Source organism: Aureimonas sp. Leaf324 (genome assembly GCF_001423245.1).
In the GTDB taxonomy this organism is placed as follows: Bacteria; Pseudomonadota; Alphaproteobacteria; order Rhizobiales; family Rhizobiaceae; genus Aureimonas.
Genome location: NZ_LMOH01000026.1, coordinates 41,203 through 64,344, shown reverse-complemented (window position 1 = coordinate 64,344; position 23,142 = coordinate 41,203). Strand labels below are relative to the sequence as shown.

Annotated in this window: 17 protein-coding genes and 1 other RNA gene; 8 read left to right on the top strand and 10 right to left on the bottom strand. The window is 69.9% G+C overall.

The features are described 5' to 3' along the window. Window positions 1-2: 2 nt before the first annotated feature. Window positions 3-2,204: an FAD-dependent oxidoreductase gene (locus tag ASF65_RS15465; RefSeq protein ID WP_055890938.1), complete on the bottom strand. Its 2,202-nt coding sequence runs from the start codon at window positions 2,202-2,204 to the stop codon at window positions 3-5. A 145-nt stretch (window positions 2,205-2,349) separates the two neighbouring features. On the opposite strand from ASF65_RS15465, the gene ASF65_RS15460 reads away from it, so the two are divergent. Next, the gene (locus ASF65_RS15460; protein WP_055890936.1) at window positions 2,350-3,135 is read left to right on the top strand and encodes an EAL domain-containing protein; all 786 of its coding nucleotides are present in this window, start codon (window positions 2,350-2,352) and stop codon (window positions 3,133-3,135) included. A gap of 26 nt (window positions 3,136-3,161) precedes the next feature. Here ASF65_RS15460 and ASF65_RS15455 read toward each other — a convergent pair whose 3' ends face one another. Further along, on the bottom strand, window positions 3,162-4,370 hold the full coding sequence (locus ASF65_RS15455) for an acetyl-CoA C-acetyltransferase (protein WP_055890934.1): 1,209 nt from the start codon (window positions 4,368-4,370) through the stop codon (window positions 3,162-3,164). Between the two features lie 29 nt (window positions 4,371-4,399). Further along, entirely contained in the window at window positions 4,400-6,196 is a 1,797-nt protein-coding gene (locus ASF65_RS15450) for an acyl-CoA dehydrogenase C-terminal domain-containing protein (RefSeq protein ID WP_055890933.1), read from the bottom strand. A 194-nt stretch (window positions 6,197-6,390) separates the two neighbouring features. Between ASF65_RS15450 and ASF65_RS15445 the strand changes: the two genes are divergently transcribed. Continuing rightward, window positions 6,391-8,214, top strand: coding sequence for an aminopeptidase P family protein (locus tag ASF65_RS15445; protein ID WP_055890930.1), 1,824 nt, complete (start codon window positions 6,391-6,393; stop codon window positions 8,212-8,214). A gap of 12 nt (window positions 8,215-8,226) precedes the next feature. Here ASF65_RS15445 and ASF65_RS15440 read toward each other — a convergent pair whose 3' ends face one another. Continuing rightward, window positions 8,227-8,739: a BA14K family protein gene (locus ASF65_RS15440; protein ID WP_156369338.1), complete on the bottom strand. Its 513-nt coding sequence runs from the start codon at window positions 8,737-8,739 to the stop codon at window positions 8,227-8,229. Between the two features lie 100 nt (window positions 8,740-8,839). Next, window positions 8,840-9,355 (bottom strand): BA14K family protein, encoded by a 516-nt coding sequence (locus ASF65_RS15435; RefSeq protein ID WP_055890924.1) that lies wholly within the window; start codon window positions 9,353-9,355, stop codon window positions 8,840-8,842. A gap of 220 nt (window positions 9,356-9,575) precedes the next feature. Here ASF65_RS15435 and ASF65_RS15430 point away from each other — a divergent pair, with 220 nt between their 5' ends. The 3 genes from ASF65_RS15430 (at window position 9,576) to ASF65_RS15420 (ending at window position 12,305) form a co-directional block, all read left to right on the top strand. Then, window positions 9,576-11,096, top strand: coding sequence for a hypothetical protein (locus ASF65_RS15430; RefSeq protein WP_055890920.1), 1,521 nt, complete (start codon window positions 9,576-9,578; stop codon window positions 11,094-11,096). Window positions 11,097-11,268: 172 nt separating this feature from the next. Further along, a complete protein-coding gene (locus tag ASF65_RS15425; protein ID WP_055890918.1) occupies window positions 11,269-11,742 on the top strand; it encodes a hypothetical protein in 474 nt (157 codons plus the stop codon). Further along, window positions 11,739-12,305 carry a hypothetical protein gene (locus ASF65_RS15420; RefSeq protein ID WP_055890915.1) on the top strand — a complete coding sequence of 189 codons (567 nt, stop codon included), beginning with the start codon at window positions 11,739-11,741 and terminating at the stop codon, window positions 12,303-12,305. Before ASF65_RS15425 ends, ASF65_RS15420 begins: the two co-directional genes overlap by 4 nt. A gap of 519 nt (window positions 12,306-12,824) precedes the next feature. On the opposite strand, the gene ASF65_RS15415 is transcribed toward ASF65_RS15420, so the two are convergent. Beyond that, on the bottom strand, window positions 12,825-15,491 hold the full coding sequence (locus ASF65_RS15415) for a UvrD-helicase domain-containing protein (protein WP_055890912.1): 2,667 nt from the start codon (window positions 15,489-15,491) through the stop codon (window positions 12,825-12,827). Between the two features lie 195 nt (window positions 15,492-15,686). Between ASF65_RS15415 and ASF65_RS15410 the strand changes: the two genes are divergently transcribed. Further along, window positions 15,687-19,454: an AsmA-like C-terminal region-containing protein gene (locus ASF65_RS15410; protein ID WP_055890909.1), complete on the top strand. Its 3,768-nt coding sequence runs from the start codon at window positions 15,687-15,689 to the stop codon at window positions 19,452-19,454. A 710-nt stretch (window positions 19,455-20,164) separates the two neighbouring features. Here the strand turns inward: ASF65_RS15410 and ASF65_RS15405 are convergent. The 4 genes from ASF65_RS15405 to ssrA form a co-directional block, all read right to left on the bottom strand. After that, entirely contained in the window at window positions 20,165-20,389 is a 225-nt protein-coding gene (locus ASF65_RS15405) for a ribbon-helix-helix domain-containing protein (RefSeq protein WP_055890905.1), read from the bottom strand. Further along, complete coding sequence (locus ASF65_RS15400) at window positions 20,386-20,595, bottom strand: DUF4169 family protein (RefSeq protein WP_244486765.1); 210 nt, start codon at window positions 20,593-20,595, stop codon at window positions 20,386-20,388. The genes ASF65_RS15405 and ASF65_RS15400 overlap by 4 nt, the downstream gene beginning before the upstream one ends. A gap of 13 nt (window positions 20,596-20,608) precedes the next feature. Further along, the gene (locus ASF65_RS15395; RefSeq protein WP_055890901.1) at window positions 20,609-21,214 is read right to left on the bottom strand and encodes an SspB family protein; all 606 of its coding nucleotides are present in this window, start codon (window positions 21,212-21,214) and stop codon (window positions 20,609-20,611) included. A gap of 52 nt (window positions 21,215-21,266) precedes the next feature. Further along, window positions 21,267-21,626, bottom strand: a transfer-messenger RNA (tmRNA) gene (ssrA, locus tag ASF65_RS21020). A 105-nt stretch (window positions 21,627-21,731) separates the two neighbouring features. Here ssrA and ASF65_RS15390 point away from each other — a divergent pair. Further along, the gene (locus ASF65_RS15390) at window positions 21,732-22,526 is read left to right on the top strand and encodes a thymidylate synthase (RefSeq protein WP_055890898.1); all 795 of its coding nucleotides are present in this window, start codon (window positions 21,732-21,734) and stop codon (window positions 22,524-22,526) included. Window positions 22,527-22,536: 10 nt separating this feature from the next. Next, window positions 22,537-23,061 (top strand): dihydrofolate reductase, encoded by a 525-nt coding sequence (locus tag ASF65_RS15385; RefSeq protein WP_055890895.1) that lies wholly within the window; start codon window positions 22,537-22,539, stop codon window positions 23,059-23,061. Window positions 23,062-23,142 lie beyond the last annotated feature (81 nt).

Below are 23,142 nucleotides of genomic sequence, written 5' to 3'. Positions count from 1 at the left end.
GTTTACGCCGCGGCCTTGGCTGGGGCGAAGCGCGAGTAGAAGCTTTCGTCGCGTGCCGCCATCTCCTTGAGGAGCGGCGTGGGGCGGAAGCGCTCGCCGTGTTTCTCGGCGAGCCTCTCGCAGAGCGCCACGAAGGACTCGACGCCCATCCCGTCGATGTAGCTCAGCGTCCCGCCGGTATAGGGCGCGAAGCCGAAGCCGAGGATCGAGCCGACGTCCGCCTCGCGCGGATCGGTGACGACGCCTTCCTCCACGGTCCGGGCGGCTTCGAGGGCCATCGTCACGAGGAAACGCTGCTTCAACTCCTCGAAGTCCACCTCGTCCGGCGCCTTCTGCGGGAACTTGTCCTTGAGACCCGGCCAGATGTGCTTCCTGGCGGGCTTGGCCGGATAGTCGTAGAAGCCCTTGCCGGCCTTGCGGCCGAGCCGGCCTTCGCCGTCCACCATCTCGTTGACGAGCGCGAAGTGGCGCGGGTCGATCGATCCTTCGCCCATGTCGCGGATCGTCGCCTTCATGATCTTTTGGGACAGATCGACCGCCGTCTCGTCGTTCAGCGCGAGGGGCCCCACCGGCATGCCGGCGAACTTCGCCGCGTTCTCGATCATCACCGGCGGCACGCCCTCGACCAGCATGTCGTAGGCTTCCGTCATGTAGCGGAGCACGCAGCGGTTGGCGAAGAAGCCGCGCGTGTCGTTGACGACGATCGGCGTCTTCTTGATCGCGCGCACGAAGTCGAGCGCGACGGCGAGCGCCCGGTCGCCCGTCTCCTTGCCGAGGATCACCTCGGTCAGCATCATCCGGTCAACCGGTGAGAAGAAGTGGATGCCGACGAAGCGCGAGGCGTCGGGGAAGGCTTCCGCAAGGCTCGTGATCGGCAGCGTCGAGGTGTTGGAGGCGAAGATCGCCTGCGGTTTCAGGACCTCGGCCACACGCCGCGAGACCTCGGCCTTCACGTCGCGGTCCTCGAACACGGCCTCGATCACGAGGTCGGCGTCGGCGAGCGCGGCGTAGTCGGGGGTCGCGGTGATGCGGGCGAGCAGGGCCTGGGCTTCCTCGGCCTTGGCGCGGCCCTTCTTGACGAGCGCTTCCATCAGACCAGCCGAATGCGCCTTGCCCTTGTCGGCGGCAGTTTGGTCGCGGTCGACCAGCACCACCTCGATGCCGGCCTTCGCCGCCACATAGGCGATGCCGGCGCCCATGAAGCCGGCGCCGACGACGCCGACCTTGGCGATCGCCTGCTCGGGCACGCCGGCCGGGCGGCGCGCGCCCTTGTTCAGCGCCTGCATCGAGACGAACAGCGAGCGGATCATCATCGCCGCTTCGGTGGTCTGCAGGACCTCGGTGAAGTAGCGCTGCTCGATCCGCAGGCCCACGTCGATCGGAACCAAGAGGCCCTCGTAGACGCATTTCACGATGGCGCGGGCGCCGGGATAGTTGTCGGCGGTCTCCTTGCGGTAGAGCGAGGCGACGGCGGGCCAGACCTGCGCCCCGGCGGGCGAATAGACCGGGCCGGACGGCAGCTTGAAGCCCTTCTCGTCCCAGGCCTTCACCGGCTTGAGGCCCGCTTTCAGCATGGCCTTCGCCGCCTCGATCAGCTGGTCGTCGGGCACGACCTCGTCGATCAGCTTCATACCCTTGGCCTTGGCGGCGGTCAGCGTCTCGCCCTTCAGGAGCATCTGGAGCGCGCTTTGCGTATCCGCGAGGCGCGGCACGCGCTGCGTGCCCCCGGCGCCGGGGAAGATGCCGACCTTCACTTCCGGCAGGCCCATCTTCGCACTCTGGGCGGCAACGCGCCCGTGGCAGGCCAGCGCCAGCTCGAAGCCGCCGCCCATGCAGGTGCCGTTGATGGCGCAGACATAGGGCTTGCCCGACGTCTCCAGCTTGCGCCAGATCCGGCCCATCTCGCCGCAGCGCTCGAAGAGCTCGGCGACGGCGCCCTGCGGGTCGCTCTTCCGCTTCGCGTCGAAGGCGGCGAACATGGCGCCGAGCATGTTGAGGTCGGCGCCGCCGGTGAACGTGCCCGTCTTGCCGGAGGCGAGCACCACGCCCTTCACGGCCGCATCCGCGGCGAAGCGGTCGACCAGCGTCTCGATCTCGCGCAGCACCTCCTCGGTGAAGACGTTCATCGAGCGATCCGGCATGTCCCAGGTGACGAGGGCCAAGCCGTCCGCGTCGGTCTCGACGGTGAAGTTGCGAAGATCCATGCGCGTGTCTCCCGAACGAACGATCCGCGGCGCTCAAGTCCTGCGGAAGTCATGTGGCAGGCTATCAAAAGCCCTTGGTCTTCAGGGATTCCAAAGACCTGTTGCGTAGAATCGGTCCCACGGAAAACGCGATGGGACCGGGACGATGGCGACGGATTGCGAAGGGTGCCGCTCGGGCAAGCCGCTCGACTTCGATTTCTCGATGGCCTTCCAGCCGATCTTCGACATCGCCGCGTCGCGTGTGTGGGGCTACGAGGCGCTGATCCGCGGGACGGCGGGCGAGGGGGCCTACGCCATTCTCTCGAAGGTCTCCGACGAGCAGCGTTACCGCTTCGACCAGGCCTGCCGCGTGAAGGCGCTGGAACTCGCCGCCCGTCTCTTCCCGCGTGGGCAGAACACGCGCCTGTCGATCAACTTCCTGCCCAACGCCGTCTACGAGCCGGCGGCGTGCCTGCGCGCAACGCTGATCGCCGCGCGCCGCCACGATTTCCCGCTCGAGTCGCTGATGTTCGAGTTCACCGAGAACGAGGAGATCGTCGACACCGGCCATCTCCAGAACATCCTGACCGAATACCGGCGGCAGGGCTTCATCACGGCGCTCGACGATTTCGGTGCCGGCTATGCCGGCCTGACGCTCTTGGCAGACTTCCAGCCCGACCTCATCAAGCTCGACATGAAGCTGATCCGCGGCATCGAGGTGAGCCGTCCGCGCCAGATCATCGTGGCGACGATCGCGACCGCCGCGCGCGAGCTCGGCATCCAGGTCTTGGCCGAAGGCGTCGAGACCGAGGACGAGTTCACCGTCCTGAAGGCGGCCGGCATCACGCTGTTCCAGGGCTACTGGTTCGCCAAGCCCGCCTTCGAGGCCCTCCCACCGATCGACATGTCGGTGCGCGCCACCCACCGGGCGGACCGCAGCCGGGTCGCCTGACCGCCGGAGGCAGGGCGCTGCCCGCATCACACGCGCTCGATGATCGTCGCCGTGCCCATGCCGGCGCCGATGCACAAGGTGACGAGGGCAGTCTGCTTGTCCTGGCGCTCCAGCTCGTCGAGCACCGTGCCGAGGATCATCGCACCGGTCGCGCCGAGCGGATGGCCCATGGCGATCGCGCCGCCGTTGACGTTCATGACGGCCGGATCGATCTCGAAGGCCTGGAGGTAGCGTAGGACGACCGCCGCGAACGCCTCGTTCAGCTCGAAGAGGTCGATGTCCGCGAGCGACATGCCGGAGCGGTCGAGGAGCTTCTTCGTCACGTCCACCGGGCCGGTCAGCATCAGCGCCGGGTCCGAGCCGATCGAGGCGAAGGCGCGGATGCGCGCTCTCGGCTTCAGGCCAAGCGTCTCGCCGGCCGCCTTCGAGCCCAAGAGCACCGCCGCCGCGCCGTCCACGATTCCCGACGAGTTGCCGGCATGGTGGACGTGGTTGACCGCCTCGATCTCGGGATGCGCCTGGATCGCGACCGCATCGTAGCCGCCCATCTCGCCCATCATGGCGAAGGAGGCGTTGAGCGAGCCCAGCGACTGCATGTCGGTCGAGGGGCGCATGTGCTCGTCGCGGTCGAGGATGAGAAGTCCGTTCTGGTCCTTCACCGGGATCACGGAGCGCTGGAAGCGGCCTTCCTCCCAGGCTTTTGCCGCGCGCTTCTGCGATTCCACGGCGTAGGCGTCGACGTCGTCTCGGCTGAAGTCGTATTTCGTGGCGATGAGGTCGGCCGAGACGCCCTGCGGCATGAAGTAGGCGGGGATGCCGACCGAGGGGTCCATGATCCAGGCGCCGCCCGACATGCCCATGCCGACGCGCGACATGGATTCGACGCCGCCCGCGATCACGAGTTCGTCCGAGCCCGCTGCGATCTTGGCGGCGCCCAGATTCACCGCGTCGAGGCCGGACGCGCAGAAGCGCGAGATCTGCATGCCGGGCGCGGCGAAGGCGTAGTCCGCCTCGAAGGCCGAGGCCTTCGGGATCACCGAGCCGGCCTCGCCGACCGGATCGACGCAGCCGAAGATGATGTCGTCGACTTCGGCCGTCGGCAGGCCGTTGCGGTCGCGCAGAGCCTCCAGCACCTTGGCGCCGAGCCGGACGGCCGGCACCTCGTGCAGCGATCCGTCCTTCTTGCCGCGGCCGCGCGGGGTGCGCACGTGGTCGTAGATGAAAGCGTCGGTCATGAGATCTTCGTCTTTCCTGTGCGGCCGGATCAGAAGGCGTCGGCGCCGAGCGCCATCATCGAGTCGGCGCCCGACGAGATACGAGCGAGGTGGGCGGATGTCTCGGGCATCAGACGGTCCATGTAGAAGCGCGCCGTGACGAGCTTGTTCTCGAGGAAGGATGTATCGTCGCCGGCGCCCGCCGCCAGCTTCTCCTGCGCGGCGTGCGCCATGCGACCCCACATGTAGCCGAGCGCGACGAGCCCGAAGAGGTGCATGTAGTCGGTGGAGGCGGCGCCCGCGTTGTCGGGCTTGGCCATGGCGTTGGTCATCAGCCACATCGTGGCCGACTGGAGATCGTTGAGGCCCTTCTTCAGCGACTTGGTGAAGGGGGCCATCTCGTCGTTCGAGCGGTGCTCCTCGCAGAAGCCGCCGACCTCCTTGAAGAAGGCCTGGATCGCCCGGCCGCCGTTCAGCGCCAGCTTGCGCCCGACGAGGTCGAGCGCCTGGATGCCGTTGGCGCCCTCGTAGATCTGGGCGATGCGCGCATCGCGCACGAACTGCTCCATGCCCCATTCCCGGACATAGCCGTGGCCGCCGTAGACCTGCTGCGCCATCACGGCGTTCTCGAACCCCTTGTCGGTGAGGACGCCCTTGATGACCGGGGTGAGGAGGCCCATCCAGTCGTCGGACGCTTCGCGGACCTTGGCGTCCTCGGCGCGGTGCGCGAGGTCGCCCCGCAGCGCCGTCCAGAGGATCAGCGCGCGGCCCGCCTCGTTGACGGCGCGGATCGTCATCAGCATGCGGCGCACGTCGGGGTGGACGATGATCGGGTCGGCCGCCTTCTCGCCGTGCTTGGAGCCGGCGAGCGCGCGGCCCTGCAGGCGGTCGCGGGCATAGGCGACGGCGTTCTGGTAGGCGATCTCGGAGATCGCGAGCCCCTGCACGCCGACGCCGAGCCGCGCCTCGTTCATCATCGTGAACATGGCGCGCAGGCCCTTGTGCGCCTCGCCGACCAGCCACCCCGTCGCCCCGTCGTAGTTCATGACGCAGGTGGCGTTGCCGTGGATGCCCATCTTCTCCTCGAGCGAGCCGCAGGAGACGCCGTTGCGCGCGCCCGGGTTGCCCGCCTCGTCGGGCAGGAACTTCGGCACGATGAAGAGCGAAATGCCCTTCACGCCCTCCGGCGCGCCCTCGATGCGGGCGAGGACGAGGTGGACAATGTTCTCCGACAGGTCGTGCTCGCCGGCCGAGATGAAGATCTTCTGGCCCGAAATCCTGAACGTCCCGTCCTCCGCCGGCACCGCACGGGTGCGCAGGAGACCGAGGTCCGTGCCGCAATGGGGCTCGGTGAGGTTCATGGTGCCGGTCCAGATGCCGTCCACCATCTTGGGCAGGTAGAGCGCCTTCTGCTCGTCCGAGCCGTGGCTCTCGATCGCCGCGATCGCGCCGCGCGTTAGGCCCGGATACATGGCGAAGGCCATGTTGGCAGAGGACAGGAACTCGTTGACGGCGGCCGCCAGCGTGTGCGGCAGGCCCTGGCCGCCATATTCGGGGCTCGCCGACAGGCCGCCCCAGCCGGCCTCGCGGAACTGATTGTAGGCTTCCTTGAAGCCCTTCGGCGTCGTCACCGAGGCGTCGGCCGCGCGCTGGCAGCCCTCGTGGTCGCCCACCTGGTTGAGCGGCAGGAAGATGTCGGTCGCGAACTTGCCGGCCTCGCCGAGGATCGCCTCGACGACGTCCGGCGTCGCATCCGCAAAGCCCGGCAGGTTGCCGTGGCGTTCCCAGCCGAGGATGTCGTTGAGGACGAAGAGCGTATCGGCGACGGGGGCCTGATAGACCGGCATGACGGAACTCCCAGCGTCAAACTTTGACGTTTGCGTAAACGTCACTGAGCGATCTCTACTCCCGTTCGAGCCTCCGATCAAGCGGGCCGCCCCGGCGTCGACCCGACCATTCCAGCGGATGGTGGATCGGGCCTTGAGATCGCCGGCCGAGACTGAAACAGAGGAATGCGACAATGCAAGGAAGGGCCGGTTCCATGTTCCAGAGCTTCGACGAGGTGTCCGATTCCAGCCAGAGCGCCTCGCGCGTCGAGCGCCTGCGGGCGAGCCTGAGGGAAGCCGGCGTCGACGGGTTCGTGGTGCCGCGCGCCGACGAGCACCAGGGCGAGTACATCCCGGCCTCCGCCGACCGGCTGCGCTGGCTGACCGGCTTCACCGGCTCGGCCGGCACCGCGCTGGTGCTGCCGGAAGGGGCCGCGATCTTCGTCGACGGACGTTACACGGTGCAGGTGCGCGCGCAGGTCGACGCCGCCGTATTCGCCATCGAAAGCTCGGTCGACACGCCGCTCGGGACCTATCTGCGCGAACACGCCAAGGGTCTGCGGATCGGCATCGACCCTTGGCTGCACACGCTCGGCGAGGTGGCGGCGCTGCGCACCGCCATGGGCGAGGCCGGCGGCGAACTCGTCGCCCTTCGCCACAACCCGCTCGATCGCGTCTGGCAGGACCGGCCGGAGCCGCCGAAGGGCGCCGTCTCGGCCCACCCGCAGTCGCTCGCCGGCCGCTCGGGCGAGGAGAAGCTCGGGCAGATCCGCGAGGCGCTCCGCAAGGCCGCTGCCAACGCGACAGTCCTCACCGACCCGTCGTCCGTCGCCTGGACCTTCAACATCCGCGGCTCCGATGTGCCGCACACGCCGCTGCCCCTGTCCTTTGCGCTGATCCCACGCGAGGGGCGCGCGACCCTCTTTATCGACCGCGACAAGCTCGGGGTGGAGGCGATGGAAGCCCTCGCCCCGCTCGCCGACATTGCGGCGCCCGAGGCGCTGGAGGCAGCGCTCGGCGACATTGCCGACGGGCGCCGCGTCATGCTGGATCCCGCGCTCGCCGCCGACCGGCTGCGCGAGGTCGTGGACGCCGCCGGCGGGACCGTGGTGCACGGCACCGATCCGGCGCGCCTGCCCCGCGCCCGCAAGAACGCCGTGGAGATCGAGGGCTCGCGCCGCGCCCACCTGCGCGACGGTGCAGCGGTCTCGGCCTTCCTCGCCTGGCTCGACGCGCAGGCGCCCGGCAGCCTCGATGAGATCGGCGCGGCCGAGGCGCTGGAGGGCTTCCGCAAGCGTCACGGCGAAGCGGACCGGCAGCCCCTCCGCGATCTCTCCTTCGACACGATCTCGGCGGCCGGCCCCAATGCCGCGCTCCCGCACTACCGGGTGAACCGCCAGTCGAACCGGGTCTTGGCCGCCGGCGAGGTGTTCCTGATCGATTCCGGCGCGCAGTACCGCGACGGCACCACCGACATCACCCGCACGGTGGCGATCGGCGCGGTGAGCGAGGAGGCGCGGCACAAGTTTACGCTGGTCCTGAAGGGCATGATCGCCGTCAGCCGCGCCCGCTTTCCGGTCGGCACGCGCGGCATCGATCTCGACCCGCTGGCGCGCGTCGCGCTCTGGCGCGCCGGCTGCGACTACGCGCACGGCACGGGCCACGGCATCGGCTCCTATCTCGCCGTCCACGAGGGGCCGCAGTCGATCTCCAAGCGCGGCATGGCCGTCCTGGAGGAGGGGATGATCGTCTCCAACGAGCCGGGCTACTATCGCGAGGGCGCCTTCGGCATCCGCATCGAGAACCTCATCCTGGTGCTCCCGGCCGAGCTCATCGCGGGCGCCGACCTCGACACCCATGCGTTCGAGACCCTGACCTTCGCCCCGATCGACCGGCGGATGATCGCCGTCGACCTTCTGGATGCCGAGGAGCGCGCCTGGCTCGACGCGTATCACGGCGAGGTGCGCGAAAAGATCGGCCCGCGCCTCGATGGTGAGGCGCGCGCGTGGCTGGAGGCGGCGACGCGTCCGCTGGCTTGAGCGGACGATCCGCTAGCGGCAGAGGCGGCGCGGGCCGGAGGATGGCTGGTAGGTGCCGGTCTCGGGATCGAACGAGCGGTAGCGCGTCTCGCAATAGCGATACCACGAACCGGTGAACGGCGCCGGCCCGGCGCCGCGCCGGACCACGGTCACGCTGCGCGGGGCCTCGGCATCCGCGAGCGCGGCATCGACGTCGAAGGCGAGGATCGACCCCGCGGTGAGGGCGGGATCGTCGCGATAGAGGCCGGGCACCGGCGGTGCGGGGCGGGCGTAGTAGAGCGGCCCCGCCACCTGCGGCCCGCCGAATGCGCCGGACTTGCGCTGGTAGACCGGCGGCGAGACGGCGAGCGGAACCTTGGGGATCGGTCCGGACGGCGCGTAGACCGGCCGGTTGTAGGGATCGAGCCCGACATATTCCCAGGCCGATGCGGGCAAGACGGACGAGGCGAGGCATGCCGCCGCGCCGAGCATCACGATTGCCGCTGGACGCCAGCCGATCATCCCATCCTCCTCGAGCCTGCCCACGCTTACTCCTTGCAAGTCGCAAGGCCGGCGCTTGGTTCCCCAAGGTGAAACGGCCGCCCCGGATGGGGCGGCCGCCGTCGAGGTCAGACCGGTCGGGGTGTCAGCGGCAGAGCTGACGCGGGCCGTTATAGGGCTGGAAGGTGCCCGACCGCGGATCGAAGGAGCGGTAGCGCTGGGCGCAGTAGCGGTACCACTCGCGCGTCCAGGGCTCGGCCCGGTAGGCCGGCGCCGCATAGTAGCGCGGGGCGCGCTCGACGTAGCGGGGCTGCGCGGCGCTGGCGATCGCCGCACCGACGCCAAGGCCGACGATCGCGCCCGCGACCGCCGCACCGCCGCCGCCGTGACGGCGATAGCCGCGATGGCCATAACCATAGCCGCGACCGCCGTAGTAGCGCGGGCCACCATAATAGCCGCGGCCGCCGTAGTAGCGCTGGCCGCCCCAGCCGGCGCCCCGGAAGCCGCCGGGCCCGTAGTGCGGGCCGTAGCGATAGTAGGGGTCGGCCTTGGCGCTGGACACGCCGACCAGCGGGGTCGTCGAGGGTAGGGCGGCCGGAACCATCGTCAGCGCCAGGGCGACGGCCAGGGTGCGTCCGGCCAGCCATTTCGGAATGCGCATGGAATTCCTCCGAAAATACATGGGGATCATGCGCATTAACTGGTTCGCGACTGAACGGTTCCTGAACGGCGCCGCCGGCCGGTCGCGCGGTCGCTCCCGTCGGTGTGACCAGCCCGCACTCATCTGGAAAAATTGATTAATATTTCGTAAATCAGATTGCTTCGGTCCGAGGGGACCGGCAAGACCGGTCCGTGATCGGATCGAAAGGGAGTCGATAGGGATGAGCTCACCGCTGTCGTTCTTCTTTCGGCGTGACGGCCAGCGCCCGAGCGAGAACGCCGCCGAGCGCCCCGACTTCGGAAAGGTTGTGGATCCCGTGGCCCCTCGCGCCTCTGCCCCTGCTTCGTCCGGCGCCCATCCCGGTTTCGTGTCGCCGCTCGACAGCATCGGCCAGCGCAACGAGATGCTGAAGGTGCGCATCGGCGAGATGGCCGAGCGGCTCGGCGACCTGCGCTCCCTGACCGACGACTTCTCCCAGCTCATCGGACCGATCGAGACGATCGCCGAGGAGTTGCCGCGCTCCAAGTCGCGCATCCTCGAGCTCGAGGCGCTGCTGCAGCAGGAGATGGAGAGCGGGCAGGCGCTGCGGCGCGAGGTCGACTCGCTCCTTGGCCGCTATTCCACGGCGTCCAGCGAACTCTCGACCGCGGTGTCGCGCGCGACGCGCCTCGAGAATCTTCTGCGCGAGCAGGAGACCGGGTTCGACGAGCAGCGCCTGACGCTGCGCGAGAAGACGACGCACGCCAACGCGCTGGAGCGGCAGTTGCTCGCCGAAGTCGAGCAGAACCAGTCGCTGGCGCTGGAGGTGAAGACCCTGCGCGCCGAGGCGCAGGTGTCGGACCAGGCGCTCGCCGACGCCGAGCGCATGCTCGCCGAGGTCTCCGAGCGCCGGCAGATCCTGGAGCAGGAAAACCGCCGCTTCCAGAACCTTGCCGAAGAGCAGGCGGCCGAACTCGTCTCGGCCGGCTCGCGCATGGACGAGCTGTCGACCCAGGTCGAGGCGCATCTCCAGACGATCGCCCTTCAGGAGTCCCACATCGCGGCCGAGCAGGCCGGGCGTCAGCGCGCCGTGGCGCAGCTCGAGGCCGAACTCGCGGCCATGAAGACCGAGCGCTCCAGCGCGGCGATGAAGATCGAGGCCCTCTCGGCCCGCCTGATGGCGACCGACCAGATCCTCGCCCAGGTGCGCGGCCAGCTGCGCGAGCGCGAAGAGGCCATGCGCGCCGCCGAGCGTGCCAACAAGGAGGCGATCGCCGAGCGGACCACGTTCGACCGGCGCCTGGAAGCCAGCAAGACGGAGGCGACGCGCCTCCTGACGCAGCTTCAGGACGCGCAGAAGGGCCGGATGGAGCTCGAGGCGCGCGCCGACATGCTGGTCAAGGCGCTGGCGGCCAAGGACGCGGCGCTGGAGGGCGTGACGACCCGCGCCAACAACCTGTCGGACCGGGTCGAGGCGCTGACCTTGCGTTTCGAGCAGGAGCGCCAGACGCTCGAGGCGGCGAACCGCCGCCTCATCGAGGAGTTGCAGACCGAGAAGGCCGAGCGCACGCTGGCGCAGGGCGCGCTCGACATCGCCCGAGAGAACCGCACGGCGCTGCAGCGGCAGAACGAGACGCTGAAGCGGGCGACGCGCTCGCGCACCGGCGACGCCGGACTGATGGGCGACGGATTGCACGACGGCCACGGTGGCGAAACCTCCTCCAACGTGCGACCGTTCATGATGCCCGAGAAGGGCGACTGACGGCCGGGCGGCCGCGACCGGCTCGGGCGGGCGAGGACCCGGCCCGAGCGATCCGCGGCCTGCGGCCGGAAGGAAATGCACCGCAACCTATTGATGGGATGCGGGGAAATGGTCGAAGGTTCGGGGAGAGCCCTCGGCGGCGATGCGTGAGCGGCGGCAAAGGATCGGCATGATGGCCAACAGTGCAAGCGAAGAGATCGGCGTGAGCCTTCGTCAGAGTGTCTCGGAGCATGCGGGCTCCGGCCGCACCGACGGCAGCTTCGTCCTGGTCTCCAACAACGACCGGTCGGGCGCCGCGCGCGACTGGTCGGCGGCGCTCGACCTCGTGCGCGAGGCGAGCGAGGCGATCCGCATCCGCGACGAGCGCGCGACCGAGATGGAGATCGAGCACCGTCTCGACGCCGAGCGGGCGAGCGAGGAGATTCGCTCGCTGCAGGAGCAGCTCGACGAGGCCGAGGTGCGGCTGGCCGAGACCGAGGCGCGCGTGCGTCTGGCCGAAGCGCGGGCCGCCGAGGCGGAGACCTGGCTCGCCAAGATGCACGACACCATCGTCGGCAGCTTCGGGCAGGTCCTGTCGAACGAGGACAGCGCCGAGGCCGAACTGCGCGCCGCGCTCGCCAGCGGGCGGCTCGGTATCGACGAATGAGCGCGGTTCGCGAGCCCGCCTCCTTTCCCGAGCTGGAGGCCGAGGTGATGGTGCAGTCGGACGGGACGCGCGGGGCCGAGGTGACGACGCTCTACCCGGCGAACGAGGCCGCCGTGCCCGAGGCCGCCGAGGTCGAGACGGTGCCGGCCGGCGCCGCTCCGGCCAACGCCGTGGCGCTCGCGGTCGGCCATCTCACGATCGAGCCGTCGCCGACCGACTGGACGCGCACGCTGACGTTGGTCGAGCGCACGGCGGCGACGATCCGCGCCTACGAGAAACGCTTCGTCCAACTGGAGAAGCAGTCCAAGGCGCTCGCCGACCGTTCGGCCGAGGACCAGCACCGGCTGCAGACGCACATCCAGTCGCTCGAGGAGCGGCTTCGCCAGTCGGAAGAACGGGTCGTCACCGCCGAGACGGCGCTGCGCGACGCCGAGTACCACGAGTGGGAAGCCGACATGCGCGCCAAGCGCGCCGAGCAGCGGGCGCTCGAGGCCGAGTCCAAGTGCCGTCAGACCGAAGCTTATCTGCGCCGCGTGCACGAGCTTCTGGCCGGCGTATCCTGACCGACTAGGCCGGGCGATCGACGAACGAGACGGGAAGGGCGAGGCGTCGGCGTCTCGCCCTTCCTGCGTTCGGGTCGGACGATCCGTGTCACGCTGCGGGAGCCGGGTCGTCGATCGCGCGTTCCGGCTCGGTGGCTGAACTGGCTCGCGCGGGCGCAACGCTGATCCCGGGGACTGATCTGCGACCGCGACGGGACATGCACATGCCTCTCTCGCTCGGGCCTGAAACGCTTTCCGACCAGGTCGAACGGTCGTCATCGTCCTTCGCGCCCGTTCCGCGCCGGCGTTGTACCTCGGTCGCGATGCGACGGCATCGCTCGGATCCTCGCGCCTTGCCTTGAACCGAACTCACCCCGCGTGCCGACCATCCGACCCGCTCGCAAACGCTCCGCGAGCATCAGGCCGTCTTTCCGAGACGTGGCAAGGCGACCCCGTCGCGGACGAATACCGCCAGGTTGGCCCCGTCATGCGATCAGATCGAACTGCCGCGCGCTTGCAGCACCCGGATGAGCGGGGCGCTCAGGCCGGCTCCACGAACCCGTCGAGCACCCGCTTCTGTCCGGCGCGGTCGAAGTCCACCGTCAGCTTGTTGCCTTCGACAAGCGCCACCGTGCCCCCGCCGAACTTGATGTGGAAGACGCGGTCACCCACCGAGAACCGGCTCGGCTCGTCGGCGACCGACTTGGCGACGAGGGTACCCTCGATCTCGCGCGGGCCGCCGGCGCGTGCAGAGGAGTAGAGACCGCCGCCCTTTCGCGGGGGCTGGTTGGCGCCGCGCGACCGGTTGGCGGAGAACGGGTCGGTCAGCCGGCCCGCAAAGCCCGACCGGTCGGGCCCGTTCGCCGGTGCCTCCTCGACGCTGCCGGGCGACCGACCGCCTGCGCCGTCGCGCGCGATGTACTTGTCGGCGGTCGCCGCCGCGCGCGAGCGCGTGTCCGAGCCCGAGACGCCGCCCTCGCCGTATTCGATCGCGCGGCCGCGCCCTCCGGCATAGCCGCCGGCCCCGCCCGACGCCTGCGCACGCCGCCAGCCGGGCGTGCCGTAGGACGAGGTCGAGAAGGCATTGCCGTCCCAGCGCGAAGCGCCGTAGCCGCCCATGCCGCCGGCACCGTAGCCGCCGTAGGAGGCGGAGGCTTCCATCACCTCGACATGCTCCTCGGGCAGTTCGTCGAGAAAGCGCGACGGGATCGTCGACTGCCACATGCCGTGGATGCGCCGGTTCGAGACGAACCAGATCTTCACCCGCCGCTTGCCGCGCGTGATGCCGACATAGGCGAGGCGCCGTTCCTCCTCCAGACCCGAACGCCCGCCCTCGTCGAGCGAGCGCTGGTGCGGGAAGAGACCCTCCTCCCAGCCGGGGAGGAACACGGTCTCGAACTCCAGCCCCTTGGCCGAATGCAGCGTCATGATCGAGACGGCGTCGGTCTCGGCGTTCTGCTCGGCGTCCATGACGAGGGCGATATGCTCCAGAAAGCCCGGCAGGCTCTCGTAGTCGTCCATGGAGCGGATGAGCTCCTTGAGGTTCTCCAGCCGCCCCGGCGCCTCGGCCGAGCGGTCGGCCTGCCACATCTCGGTATAGCCGGACTCGTCGAGGATCATCTCGCCGAGATCGGTGTGGCGCATGGTGGAGAGGAGCCCCGACCAGCGCTCGAAGTTGCGCACGACGTCGGCAAGCGCGGCGCGCGGGCGCGGCTTCAACTCGTCCCCTTGCACGATGTCGGCCGCCGCCGCGATGAGCGGCAGGCCCTTGGCGCGGGCGTAGTCGTGCAGGAGGCGGATCGCGGCGTCGCCGAGACCGCGTTTCGGCGTGTTGACGATCCGCTCGAAGGCGAGGTCGTCGGCCGGCTGGCAGACGCATCGGAAATAGGCTAGCGCGTCGCGGATCTCCTGCCGCTCGTAGAACCGCGGGCCGCCGATGACGCGGTAGTTGAGGCCCAGCGTGACGAAGCGGTCCTCGAACTCGCGCATCTGGAACGAGGCGCGCACCAGGATCGCCATGTCGTTGAGCTTCAGGCCCTTGCGCTGGAGCTGCTCGATCTCCTCGCCGATGGCGCGCGCTTCCTCTTCCGAGTCCCAGCCGGCGTTAACCGTCACCTTCTCGTGCTCGGGATCGCGCAGGTCCGTGAAGAGCGTCTTGCCGAGCCGGTCCTCGTTGTTGGCGATGAGGCCGGCCGCCGCTCCGAGGATATGCTCGGTGGAGCGGTAGTTGCGCTCCAGCCGGATCACGGTCGCGCCGGGAAAGTCGCGCTCGAAGCGCAGGATGTTGTCGACCTCCGCGCCGCGCCAGCCGTAGATCGACTGGTCGTCGTCGCCGACGCAGCAGACGTTCACCTTGTCCTGGCCGGCCTCGGCGCGCACCGCGGAATGCTGGGCGAGGAGGCGCAGCCAGAGATACTGCGCGACGTTGGTGTCCTGGTACTCGTCGACGAGGATGTAGCGGAAGCGCTTGTGATAGTCGGCGAGCACGTCCGGATGGTTCTGGAAGATCGCGATCGGGTGCATCAGGAGATCGCCGAAATCGGCGGCGTTGAGGCTGACGAGGCGGTCCTGATAGGCGCGGTAGAGCTCGCGCCCCTTGCCGTTGGCAAACGCCCGCGCGTCGCCTTCCGGGATCTTGTCCGGCGTCAGGCCCTTGTTCTTCCAGCCGTCCATCAGGTTGGCGAAGGTGCGCGCCGGCCAGCGCTTGTCGTCGAGGTTCTCGGCCTGGATCAACTGCTTGATCAGGCGGATCTGGTCGTCGGTGTCGAGGATGGTGAAGTTCGACTTGAGGTTCACCAGCTCGGCATGGCGCCGCAGGATCTTGACGCCGATCGAGTGGAAGGTGCCGAGCCAAGGCATGCCCTCCACCTCGCCGCCGACGAGATGGCCGATTCGCGTTTTCATCTCGCGCGCGGCCTTGTTGGTGAAGGTCACCGCGAGGATCTGCGACGGAAAGGCGCGGCGGGTCGCCAGGATATGGGCGATGCGGGTCGTCAGGACACGTGTCTTGCCGGTGCCCGCGCCCGCCAGCACCAGCACCGGACCCTCGGTCGTCTCGACCGCGGCGCGCTGCTCGGGGTTCAGCCCCGCAAGGTATTCGGCCGCGTTCGGCGCGACCAGCCCGCCGCGTGCGGCCAGCGCGCGCGCGGCAATGCCGCCCTTCGGCCGGCCTGCGGGGGCGGCGTTCGGATCACGTGTCTCGTCCATCGCCCCTACTTAATCGATTTCGCGGGGAACACTAGGGGAACAGGGGATCAAGACGCCACCGTCGCCAAGGGCTGCCTTTCCCGTGGTCTGTGGCGCCGGCCGCCTTGCTCTTTCCGCGGCTTATGCCGCAAGAACGAGGAACGGCGCCGCCGCTCGGGCGGCCGGACGCGCGCTCGTGGGAAGGAGGCATGACGCATGAAGCTCTTCATCGCGCTGGGCGGCCTTCTCGTGGTCGTCCTCCTCGCGCTTCTCGTCGGCCCGTCCTTCATCGACTGGACGACCTACCGCGCGAGCTTCGAGGCCGAGGCGTCGCGCATTCTCGGGCAGCGCGTCGCGGTGCGCGGCACGGCCTCGGCCCGGCTCCTCCCGTTCCCGTCCCTGTTCTTCACCGACGTCGTCGTTGGCGACGATCCGGCCGACCCGGTGCTGACGGCGCGCGCCTTCCGCATGGACGCCGAGCTGGCGCCCTACCTGTCGGGCGAGATCCGCATCTTCGACATGCAGATCGACGGCCCGGCGCTGAGTCTCCCGGTCGAGCCCGACGGCGCGATCCGCTGGCCGGTCGGGCCCGGCGCCGCGCCGCCGCGCGAAACGGTGGTGCTGGAGCGGATCGTGGTGGCCGACGGTTCGGCGCTTCTCTCCGACCGCCGCTCGGGGCGTCGCATCGCGCTGACCGACGTCAACGGCATCCTCTCGGCGCAGTCGCTGCGCGGGCCCTTTGCCGGCAGCGCGACGCTGCTCGCCGACGGCGAGCCCCTGGCCGTCTCGCTTTCGACCGGCACGGGGGCCGGGGAGGGGCGGCTCGCCGCCCGCCTAACGATCGATTCGCAGCGGCTCGACGCGCGCGCCGCCTTCGATGCGATCGTGTCGACGATCGACGGCGAGCCGCTGGCCGGCGGCACGCTCAGCGTCTCGAGCCCGATCGACCCGGCGGCGAGCCGCGACGGAAAGCCGACGGCGATCTTGCCGCCCTCGCGCATGACCGCCCGGCTCGACCTGACGCCGACCTCGCTGCGCGCGAGCGACCTCAGGGCCGAGGTCGGCGATCCGCAGCAGCCCTATGTCGCGACCGGCTCGGCGCTGATCGACATCGGCACGATCCCGCGCTTCGACCTGCAGCTCGACGGTCAGGCGATCGACGTCGATCGCATCGCGCCGCCCGCCGCCCCGAGCGGTGAGGCGCCGGGACTGGCGGCCCGGATCGAGGCCTTGCGCGCGGCCCTCGCGCGGCTGCCGACGCCGCGCATGCCGGGGCGCGTGCGCCTCGCCTTGCCGCTCGTGACCGTCGGCGACACGACGATCCGCAACGTCTCGCTGGCCGGCTCGCCCGCGACCGAGGGCTGGTCTCTCCAGTCGCTCTCGGCCGAACTGCCCGGCCGCACGCTGGTGGAGGCCTCGGGTGTCCTGCGCACCGACGACGAGCCCGGCTTCCGGGGCGACCTGCTCGTCGCCGCGCGCCAGCCGGCCGCATTCCTCGGCTGGGCGGCCGGCGTGTCCGACCCGGCGCTCGCGCGCCTCCAGCGGGCGGGCTTTTCCGCCAATGTCGAGCTGACGCCGACCGACCAGCGCTTCGACGCGCTCGAGATCGATCTCGACGGACAGGGCCTGAAGGGCTCGATCCGCCGCGCCGTCCGACCGGAAGGCCGCAACACCGCGATCGATCTGACGGGCGAGGGCGTCGACCTCGAGCCGGTGGCGGCGCTCGCGCGGCTTCTCGCCTTGCGCGAGGGCGCGCCGCGCGAGGGCGAACGCTTCGAGGTGCAGTTCTCCACCGGCGCCGCCCGGTTCGGCGACTTCCAGGCCGCCGGGCTCGATGCCGACCTTTCGCTCGACCGCGGCCTCGTCGACATCGCAGCGTTCGACGCGCGCGATTTTGCGGGCGCCGACATCCATCTCGAAGGAACCCTTCTCGACCCGTTCGGGACGCTGCGGCCCGATCTCAGCCTCGAGATCTCGGCCGACGACCCCTCGGGCCTTGCCGAGTTCCTGCGCCGCCGCCTGCCGGACAGCCCGCTCGCCGCAACGCTGTCACGCCGCGCGCCGACGCTCGGCCCGCTGACGCTCGGGGGCACGGCCGCCTCGCAAGGCGCCAACCGCGACGATCTCGCGCTCGACCTGTCGGGACGCGCCGGAGGCACCGAGGTCGCGCTGCGGCTTGCGATCGAGAACGGGCTCGCCGCCACCCAGCGCAACGGGCGCTTCGGCCTCGACCTGTCGCTCGCCCAGGCCGATGCGGACCGGCTCCTGGCGCAGGCGGGCCTGTCCTCCTTGCCGATCGGCGCGACGGTGCCGCTCGATGTGAAACTCACAGCCTCGGGCATGCCGGGCGCTGCGGCCGACGTGTCGCTGACCCTCCGCTCCACCGGCAGCGAGGCCTCGGCGGATGGGACGGCGACGATCGGCGCCGAGGGCCTGCAGTCGGCCGACCTGTCGCTGCGCTTGGCGAGCGAAGATGCGGCCCCTTGGGCGACGCGCCTCGGTCTCGCCTTCGGCCAGCCGCTGGAGGGCCTGCCGGCATCCGGCACGGCGCGGCTCTCCTGGGCGGACGGCGGCTGGACGCTCCGCGACCTTGCCGCGACGATCGACGGCTCGCAGGTCGCGGGCGCCCTGTCGGCCCCGAAGGGCGCGCCCGTCTCCGGCACGCTCGACGTGTCCACGCTGTCGCTGGACTGGATGGGAACGCTCGTGGCGGGGGTCGACTTGGCCGACGCCTCGGCCGGCGATGTGCCGACGCCCTTCGCCTCGCCGCTCCTGCCGGCGCGCGAGTTCCAGATCGCCGCCACGGTGGCCCGAGCGTCCGGGCTCGGGCTGTCGCTGTCCGACGTCACGGCCGACGTGGCTGGCGACGGAACACGCCTCGCCTTGTCCGGCCTTGCCGCCGAGACGGCTGCGGGCGGCCAGCTGACGGGCTCCGGCGAGGTTCGCAATGCGGCAGGCATCCTGTCGACCCGGCTCGACATGCGTCTCGGCGGCCAGCCGATCGAAACCGCGAACGGCGTCTTCGCCGGCCGTCTCGACCTTTCGGGCGCGGCGTCCGGCGGCGGCGAAAACTGGCCGGCGCTCTTCGCCTCGCTCGACGGACGCGGCCGCATGAGCGTCGAGGGCGCGCGCCTTGCCGGCGTTCGACCCGATCTCCTGCCGCCCGTCCTCGAAGCGTCGGAGGCCGAAGGGTTCGAGACCGGCGAGCCGGCGGTCGCCGCCCTGGTCGACCGGTTGTCGCAAGGTTCGAGCGCGTCGCTCGGAACGCTCTCTGCCGACTGGACGATGGGGGCGGGCGTGCTGCGCACCGCGCCGGTCCGACATGCCTTCGACGGTGCGTCGCTGGAGGGGACGGCGGCGTTCGACCTCCGCTCGCAGCGCGTTGACGCCGGTCTCGTGCTCGCGCTCGTTCCCCCCGCCGACGACGCGATCGCGGATGCGCCGCCGAGCGTCGGCTACCGCATCGCCGGCCCTCTCGCCGAGCCGACCGTCGAGGCGAACATCCGGCCGCTCTCGACCTATCTTTCGGCGCTTGGTGCCCGGCGCGAGGAGGAGCGGATCGAGGCGATCGAGGACGACCTGCGCGAGACCGTCCGGCTGCGGCGCGAGGCGCGGGTCTATCGCGAGCGCGAGACGGTGCGCGAGACCTTCCGCCGGGAGCGCGAGGCAGAGGAGGCCGCCGCTCGCGAGGAGGCGGCTCGGCAGGAAGCCGAGCGCGCCGCGCGCGAGCGTGAGGCGGCCGCGCGGCGCGAGGCCGAGGCCGAAGCCGCGCGCCGGGCCGAAGCGGCACGAGAGGCCACCGCGCGCGAGGAGGCGGCGCGCGCCGCCGCGGCGCAGGCGGCCCGGGAGGCGCTTCCCCCCGCACCGCCGACGTCCCGGCCTCCGCCGTCCGATTTCGAGCTGCAACCCCTGCCGCCGCCCGCCGCAGCGCCCGCCGCCGGTTTCGGCGGCCTGCCGGGCGTATCCAACCCCAACGGCTTCTAGGCACTGTCCGATCGGGTTGAACGGTCGTGGTCATCTTTCGGACGCCCGCCTGCGCGGCGGGGCGCTCTCGCTTCGCTCCGGCTTTGCTCGGCGGTCCCGATGGGACGGCATCGCTCCCTCCTCCGCGCCTCGCCACGAGACGAGATCACCTCCGTGCCGACCATCCGACCCGGTCGAAGGCGCTTGCCGTGGACTGGAAAGAGCGACATCCGCCTTCGGGAAACGAATTCCTCTTCACCGATCCCCCGTCGAATCGTCGTGCCTGCCGATCTGGCTTCTGATCGATGGCGGGCTTTCGCGTCGGCGATCCGCCGCCCGCCGTCTCGTGCCGTTGGTAAACTCGGATGACGGCCCGGCGCCTGCCATGAAGAGGGGGACGGCGACCCTCAAGCCAACCGGGTCTGTCGGAGTGGCAAGGATGGGCAGCCATGGCCGCTGGCTCCCGAAGTCCAGCCGTGTGGCCGGATCGCCCGTGGCTCGACCGGACGGCAGCGGCCGTCCAGCGCATCGATGGACGACGCCTCGTGTGCCTTCGGCGTGCAGCTCTTGAGCCTGCGCGGGCACCATCCGCGCTCGTTCGGCATCGGGCGATCTACAGGGAAGAAGGCCGGGCGCCGCTCCGAAGCCTCAGCGGGACCGGCGCCCGACCTGTCGACCGCACGCGGCGCTGACTGAATCAAGGGTCGACGGGAATAGCGATCCGTCGCCGTTCAGGCGTCGGCCTTTGCGCGAGACAGCGCGTCCGCCAGCACGCGGAGGCGGATCGCCGAGGAGAGGTTGGTGTCCGGCGCCCGCTCGGCGTCGATCTCGGCGATCAGGGCGGCGAGGCTGGTGTGGCGGCGGGCCGCGATGGCGCGAAGTTCCGACCAGAAGGCGTCCTCGAGGCTGATCGAGGTCCGGTGTCCCCGGATCGACAGCGAGCGCTTTTCGGTCATCGCGCGGACGGGTCGTCCGTCTCGTGATTGTTCCCGGCAGAGAGGTCGCGCCGCGCGCCGTCGAGCAGTCGCTCGGTCCGTTCGGCCTCACGGCGGGCCGCTTCTCGCTCGGGCTTGGCGATCCCGTGGCGAGCGCGATTGCGCTCCGCCGCCTGCCCCTCGGCCGCGCGCGCGGCGCGCTTGCTGGCGAGGCGGAGGTTGATCACGTCGCCCAAGGCGTCAGGGCTTCTTGCGGAAGGCGTCCAGCGACACGACGTCGGCCGAGGCCTTCTCGGCCTGTTCCTTCTCGTCCGCGGCAGCGGCGTCGCCGGTTTCGGTCTTCGCCTCCTTCGACGGCTTGGCCGGCAGCTTGGCGGCGGGGGCGGCCTTGGTCGGCAGCGGCTTCACGGCGGTCGCGTTCGGCGACACCGGAGCCAGGGCCGTGGGGGCGGTGGTACCCGTCTCGTCCTGCGAGTTGGCGGCGTCCATGTCGCGGACGTCGAACTCGAGCTCGAAATTCACGGCCGGATCGTAGAAGCCGCGGATCGCGGAATAGGGGATCAGCAGGCGCTCGGGAATGTCGGAGAAGGACAGCCCGACCTCGAACGCGTTGTCGTTGACCGTGAGGTCCCAGTACTGGTGCTGGATGACGATGGTCATCAGCTCCGGGTACTTCTCGCGCAGGCGCGACGACAGGCGCACGCCGGGCGCCGAGGTCAGGAAGGTGATGAAGAAGTGATGTTCGCCCGGCAGGCCGGTCTTGACGACCTCGCCCAGCACCTTGCGTATCACACCGCGCAGGGCATCCTGCGCCAGAACATCGTATCGGATAAGGTCCTGGCCCATCGGTGGTCCTGAATTCGCAACGCTCGACTGCGGGCGACGGGGCCCGAAAGGAAGTGGAGGTTTCTGTTGCCAGGCACCTCCGAGCCCCGCCTGAAAGTGCGAACCCTCAGGGCTTGATTTGAAGCTATCGCACCGCGTTAAGCGGCGAGACGGACTTCCGCATAGTTGTCGTTGGCAACTACTTTTTCAGCCCGATAACGGTGGTACAATGCCGAGCGAAAGAACGATCTTTACACCCTCGTCGATCCTATTTCGCCCCCGCCTCAGACCAGCGCTCGAGGCTGGGCTCAGGTGGAGGCGCCGGGTACCGCCCCCGGGTCCGAAAGGTTTATTCCATCGGCCGTTTATCGCCATAGCCGGAGCAAGCCCCAGCACCTTGAATATAGGGGCTTGGCGTTCCGCTGAAAAGACGGGAAATCCGTTTTGATGGCTGATACGGGCGAGGACGCGGAAGGGACTCGACTCCGCGCCGCAAAGGGTCGATCCATCGGGCGGTGATTGCGACCCCGGAGTGCCGATGCGCGCCTATCTCGACCTTCTCGCCCGCGCGCTGAACGAGGGCACGGACCGCGGCGACCGCACCGGCACCGGCACCCGCGGCGTCTTCGGCCATCAGATGCGTTTCGATCTGGCCGAAGGGTTTCCGCTCGTCACCACCAAGCGCCTGCACCTTCGCTCGATCATTCACGAGCTTCTCTGGTTCCTGAAGGGCGAGACCAACATCGCCTATCTCAGGGACAACGGCGTGCGCATCTGGGACGAGTGGGCCGACGAGAACGGCGATCTCGGTCCCGTCTACGGCTCGCAGTGGCGCTCCTGGCCGGACGGGCGGGGCGGGCACATCGACCAGATCGCGAACGTGGTCGACCAGATTCGCAAGAACCCGAACTCGCGCCGCCTCATCGTCTCGGCCTGGAACCCGGCGATGGTGGACGAGATGGCGCTGCCGCCTTGCCACTGCCTCTTCCAGTTCTACGTCTCGAACGGGCGCCTGTCCTGCCAGCTCTACCAGCGATCCGGCGACATCTTCCTCGGCGTGCCGTTCAACATCGCGTCCTACGCGCTCCTAACGCACATGGTGGCGCAGGTCACGGGGCTGGAGCCCGGCGACTTCGTCCACACGCTCGGCGACGCGCATCTCTATCACAACCACCTCGAGCAGGCCCGCCTGCAGCTGACGCGCGACCCCCTGCCGCTGCCGCGCCTGCACCTGAACCCGGACGTCACCGACCTCTTTGCCTTCCGCTTCGAGGACATCGCGATCGAGGGCTACGAGGCGCACGGCCATATCGCCGCGCCCGTCGCGGTCTGAGAGGAGCGAGATGAGCACGCTTCCTCTCGTGGCCGTGGTCGCGACCGCCGCCAACGGCGTGATCGGTCATGTTGGGGGAATGCCCTGGTCGGTGCCGTCCGACCTGAAGCGCTACCGCGCGCTCACCATGGGCAAGCCGATGATCATGGGGCGGCGCACGCTCGAATCGATCGGCCGCGTCCTGCCGGGGCGCGACACGATCGTTCTCACCCGCGCGTCCGCCCTGCCGTTCGAGGGGGCGATTCTGGCCAAGTCCCCGGACGAGGCGGTGGCGCTGGCGGCGCGAGCGGCGGATCGCCGCGGCGCGAACGAAATCGTGATCGCGGGCGGCGCCGAGATCTACCGCGCGTTCCTGTCCCGGACGACCCGCGTCGAGCGGACGGTGATCGAAGCCGAGCCGCCGGGAGACGCCTTCTTTCCCGACCTTGCCGCCGCCGGTTTCCGGCTGGTGGCAGAGGAGAACGGCGCCGCCGACCCGCGCGACAGCGCGCCGACGCGCTACGAGCGGTGGGAGCGGGCGTCCTCGCCGCGCTAACCATGGCAGGAGAGCTCGCGATCATTCGCCCGTGACGCGCGTTGAAACGCGATTTTGCGGTTCCTATAAGGAGTTGACGAC